The sequence below is a fragment of the Burkholderia sp. Ax-1720 genome (genome assembly GCF_011753035.1).
Classification (GTDB): domain Bacteria; phylum Pseudomonadota; class Gammaproteobacteria; order Burkholderiales; family Burkholderiaceae; genus Burkholderia; species Burkholderia gladioli.
The window spans coordinates 1-3,035 of record NZ_VWWK01000342.1 but is presented as its reverse complement, the minus strand read 5'-3'; the positions used below and the strand labels follow the sequence as shown (position 1 = coordinate 3,035).

Annotated in this window: 3 protein-coding genes; 1 reads left to right on the top strand and 2 read right to left on the bottom strand. The window is 66.5% G+C overall.

Features of this window, described 5'->3' with window-relative positions:
- Nucleotides 1-287 precede the first annotated feature (287 nt).
- A complete protein-coding gene (gene hpnH / locus F3J18_RS36385; RefSeq protein WP_025098449.1) occupies nt 288-1,448 on the bottom strand; it encodes an adenosyl-hopene transferase HpnH in 1,161 nt (386 codons plus the stop codon).
- A gap of 10 nt (nt 1,449-1,458) precedes the next feature.
- Nucleotides 1,459-2,400 carry a 4-hydroxy-3-methylbut-2-enyl diphosphate reductase gene (ispH, locus tag F3J18_RS36380; RefSeq protein WP_025098450.1) on the bottom strand — a complete coding sequence of 314 codons (942 nt, stop codon included), beginning with the start codon at nt 2,398-2,400 and terminating at the stop codon, nt 1,459-1,461.
- Nucleotides 2,401-2,768: 368 nt separating this feature from the next.
- On the opposite strand from ispH, the gene F3J18_RS36375 reads away from it, so the two are divergent.
- A partial coding sequence (locus F3J18_RS36375; RefSeq protein WP_166916986.1) for a glycosyltransferase occupies nt 2,769-3,035 on the top strand: 267 nt, incomplete at its 3' end.

Here is a 3,035-nt window from a genome sequence, read left to right as displayed (position 1 = left end):
GTCGGCAGCTACAGCCTGCCGGTGCCGGCCGATGCCGTGCGCGGCGGCCGGCTCGCGCTGCGCATCACGGTGCTCGACGCGGCCGGCCGCGCTCGGGCGCCGGCCGCGGGCGAGGTGATCTCGGTCCGGCTGCTCGCGCCCTGATCCGCCTGGCGCGGGCACCTGTAGCGTGTCCCGCGAAAACACAAGGGCGCCCCGGATGGTTCCGGGGCGCCCTTGTTTCATGGCTGCTCGGCTCGTCGCCCGGCGGCTCGCCTACGCGAACCGCCTGGGCGGGAAACCGAAGCTCAGGCCGCGCTGGCGGCCTTCGCCGACTTCTGCAGCTTGCCCTTGCCGGCGATCTTGATCTCCTCGAGCTTGATCTCGACGTGGCGCGAGAACACGTACTCGGCCGGGCGCTGCTTGTCGATCGGGATGTCCGGGGCGAACGCGCCTTCCGTCTTGATGCCCTTGCGGCTCAGCGCGAAGGCCTTCAGCGGATGCGTGATGGTGTCGACCACGGCGGTGGCCTCGAAGCCGCAGTGGACCATGCAGTCCGCGCACTTCTCGTAGTTGCCCACGCCGTAGTTGTCCCACTCGGTGGTTTCCATCAGTTCCTTGAAGGTCTTCACGTAACCTTCGCCGACCAGGTAGCACGGCTTCTGCCAGCCGAACACGGTGCGCGCCGGGTTGCCCCAGGGCGTGCACTTGTAGGTCTGGTTGCCGGCCAGGAAGTCGAGGAACAGCGAGGACTGGCTGAACGACCAGCGCTTGCCGCCGTCGCCGCGCTTGAAGATCTCGCGGAACAGGTTCTTGGTCTTGTCGCGGTTCAGGAAGTGCTGCTGGTCCGGCGCGCGCTCGTAGGCGTAGCCCGGCGAGACGGTGATGCCGTCCACGCCGATCGGCTTGAGCGTGTCGAAGAACTTGGCGACGCGCTCGGGGATCGCATCGTTGAACAGCGTGCAGTTGATGTTGACGCGGAAGCCGCGGCGCTTGGCTTCCTTGATGGCCGCCACGGCCTTGTCGTACACGCCTTCCTGCGACACCGCGTGATCGTGCATCTCCTGGTCGCCGTCGAGGTGGACCGACCAGACGAAGTACGGGCTCGGCTCGTACTCGTCCATCTTCTTTTCCATCAGCAGCGCGTTCGTGCAGAGATACACGAACTTCTTGCGCTTCATGATGCCCTTGACGATTTCCGGCATGTCACGGTGCAGCAGCGGCTCGCCGCCGGCGATCGAGACGATCGGCGCGTTCGCTTCGTCGACGGCTTCCAGGCATTCCTGCACCGACAGGCGCTGGTTCAGGATGGGATCCGGATAGTCGATCTTGCCGCAGCCGTTGCAGGCCAGGTTGCAGCGGAACAGCGGCTCGAGCATCAGCGCGAGCGGGTAGCGTTTGTTGCCGGACAGATGGTTGCGCATGATGTATGCGCCGACACGGACTTGCTGGAGCAGCGGAATAGACAAGATGTCCTCCTTAAACTTCGCGGGCTACGGCTTGCGTGAGCTTCGCCGGCAGCTTGAATTCGACTTTTTCCTCGCGGCCCGCCATCGTCACGACCTCGACAGGGCCTAGCGCGCGCAGCGCGGCGATGACGTCCTCGACCATTTCCTCGGGTGCGGACGCGCCGGCCGTCAGGCCGACCGTCTGCGCATTCGCGAACCACTCGGCGCGGATTTCCGAACCGTCGGCCACCAGGTAGCTCGGCACGCCGCTTTCGGTGCCGATCTCGCGCAGGCGGTTCGAGTTCGAGCTGTTGGTCGCGCCGACCACCACCAGCACCTCCACCTGGCTGCTGAGCTCGCGCACGGCGGCCTGGCGGTTCTGGGTGGCATAACAGATGTCGCGCGTGTCCGGGCCGACGATGTCGGTGAACTTGCGCGTGAGTGCCTCGATGATGCCGCGCGTGTCGTCGACCGACAGCGTGGTCTGCGTCACGTAGGCCACCGGCGTGTCGATCGGCAACTCGAGCCGGGCCACCTCGGCCTCGCTCTGCACCAGGATCACCTCGCCCGGGATCTGCCCGACCGTGCCCTCGACTTCCGGATGGCCGGCATGGCCGATCAGGATCAGGCGGCGGCCGGCCGACACGTACTGGCGGCCCTGCACATGGACCTTGGTGACCAGCGGGCAGGTGGCGTCGAGCACGTCGAGGCCGCGGGCCTCGGCATCCTTCTCCACCGCCTGCGCGACGCCGTGCGCGCTGAAGATCGCGACGGCGCCATGCGGCACCTCGTCGAGCTCCTCGACGAATTTCGCCCCCTTGTTGCGCAGGTTGTCCACGACATGGCGATTGTGAACAATCTCGTGCCTGACGTAGACGGGCGCGCCGTGCTGCAGCAGCGCGCGGTCGACAATCTCGATCGCTCGCACCACACCCGCACAGAAGCCCCGGGGTTGGGCAAGAATGACTCGCATAAAGGGCGAACTCCGACGACAACGCGGGGTTCGAGAAGGCCGGCAAGCCGGCCCGATCGCCCCAACTTGATGATTATCAATGCCGGATCGAATTTACCGGCATCCAAAATTAATCGCGCATTTTAACGCTATCGGCCATCTCGTGCTTTCCTCGGCCCGTAAGGTGTTGCAATGCGCCCAAATCCGGCCGCGCCGCCCCCTGTCCCGGAACCCGGCTACACTACGCGGTTTTGAACGCGCCCGGCGGCGGAAGGCGGCTGCGCGGGCCTCACAGGCGGACCGATGGAAGTCGAATTCAAGGATATGTCCCCGTATTGCACGCCGTGCCGCGGCAGGTTCGGGCGTGGGCAGTCGGCCGGGGAGCGGGCATGACGCTGCAGATCGTATTTGGCCTTTCGTGCCTGTCCCTGATTATCTGGTGCGTGCTGCTGTTCGCGCGCGGCGGCTTCTGGCGCGCCACGCCGGCCGGGCCGCTGCCCGCCTCGGCGCGCGGCGAGAGCGACTGGCCGGCGGTGGCGGTGGTGGTGCCGGCGCGCAACGAGGTCGACGTGATCGGCGAGGCGGTGAGCTCGCTGGTCGGCCAGGATTACGCGGGTGCCTTCCATGTGATCGTGGTCGACGACCACAGCACCGAC